Genomic DNA, 1,763 nt, shown 5'->3' with positions numbered 1-1,763 from the left:
TTGGGCCGTGCTGATGGTCAGGGCGATCTGTTCGACGGGGCGTCTCGGTTCTGCGAGGAGTCGCTTCCGGAGAACTCGATCTATCGGTTCCTGGCCCGGGAGCGGGGGCGGTTGTTCCCCGATGAGTTGTTCGCTGATCTGTTCAGCGGTCGGGGCCGGCGTTCGGTGCCGCCGTCGGTGGTGGCCACGGTGATGGTGTTGCAGCGGCTGGGTGGGTTGTCGGACCGGGAGGCGGTGGATCGGTACGCGTTCGATGTGCGCTGGCGCTACGCGGCCGGGGTCGGCGGCTATGGCGCGGGCGGCTGGGACGAGTTCGCGCACACCGTGCTGGTCGACATGCGTGAGCGGCTGCGTGGTTCGCAGCGGCCGGATCGGATCTTCGAGGTGGGTCTGCAGGCGGCGAGCGCGGCGGGGCTGGTTGGTCGGCGCCGGGTGCTGGACTCGACTCCGCTGTATGACGCGGTGGCCACGATGGACACCGTGACGTTGATCCGCTCGGCGGTGCGTGGGCTGCTCGCGGTCGCCGACGGTGAGGATGTCGACCTGGCCGGCGAGCTGCGGGCGACGCTGTCGAGCGGGGATGACTACGCCACTGCGGCCAAGCCGCAGATCGACTGGGACGACCATGCGGCCCGCGAGCAGTTGATCGATTCCCGGGCTCGGGAGGGGTATGGGCTGCTGGGGCTGTTGGACGGCCGCGAACTCGCGGAACCGGTGCGCCAGGCGGCGGCGTTGCTGGCCACGGTGCTGGGGCAGGACCTGGAGACCGGCGAGGACGGGGTGTTGCGGGTCGCGCGGCGGGTGGCTAAGGATCGGGTGATCTCCACGGTGGACCCGGACACCCGGCACGGGCACAAGACCTCGGCGCGTGGCTTCGACGGCTACAAGGGCCACGCCGCGCTGGACCCGGACTCGGAGATCATCACCGCCACGCGGGTCACCCCGGGCAACGCCGGCGACGCCAGCGCCGCCGAAGATCTCATCGACGACCTTCTCACCGACCAGCCAGGTCCCGCCGAGTCGCAGACGACCGGGCCGCAGACGACCGGGCCGCAGACGACCGGGCCGGGCGCGGGTGGAGGCCAGGACGGCGAGCGGGCGACGGTCTACGGCGATAACGCCTACGGCACCGGTGAGTTCCACGACCGGCTCCGCGAGGCCGGGATCGAGTCGCGCTGCAAGACCCAGACGCCCACCGCGGCGGGCGGCCGGTTCAGCAAGGACCGGTTCGACATCGACCTCGGCGCCGGCACGGTCGCCTGCCCAGGTGGGGTCAGCACCCCGATCCGCCCGGCTACCGCCGGCGGCGGCATCGCCTACTTCGGGTCGGCCTGCCAGGCGTGTCCGCTGCGCGCGCAGTGCACCACCGCCACCGGCGGGCGAACCGTCAGCGTCGGCCCGCACGAGCAGACCCTCACCGATGCCCGGGCCCGCCAGAGCGACCCCGCCTGGGTTGCCGACTACCGCGCCACCCGCCCCAAGGTGGAACGCAAGCTCGGCCACCTGATGCGCCGCCAACACGGCGGGCGACGCGCCCGGGTCCGCGGCACCGTCCGCGTCGATGCCGACTTCCGGCTACTGGCCGGCGCGATCAACCTCGCGCGCCTGGCCGTCCTCAAGCTCCGAGGAACCGCCCACGGATGGGTCGTAGCGACCTGACCAGCAGGAACTGAGAACACGACCCGGGCTTGAGGCGCCGACCCCCGCACCACCACCGGCAACCAGACGGTTCAGCTGAACCGCCTCCACACCCCGAAACCGGC

1 protein-coding gene is annotated in these 1,763 nt (G+C 72.0%); it reads left to right on the top strand.

From position 1 onward, the window contains the following. Positions 1-1,659 (top strand): transposase (locus tag ABD143_RS38060; RefSeq protein ID WP_343988747.1); only part of this gene is annotated, 1,659 nt, incomplete at its 5' end. Positions 1,660-1,763 lie beyond the last annotated feature (104 nt).

The organism is Pseudonocardia aurantiaca, from assembly GCF_039526725.1.
Lineage (GTDB): Bacteria > Actinomycetota > Actinomycetes > Mycobacteriales > Pseudonocardiaceae > Pseudonocardia > Pseudonocardia aurantiaca.
The sequence above is the reverse complement of the archived record's forward strand: the minus strand, read 5'-3'. Positions and strand labels throughout refer to the sequence as shown.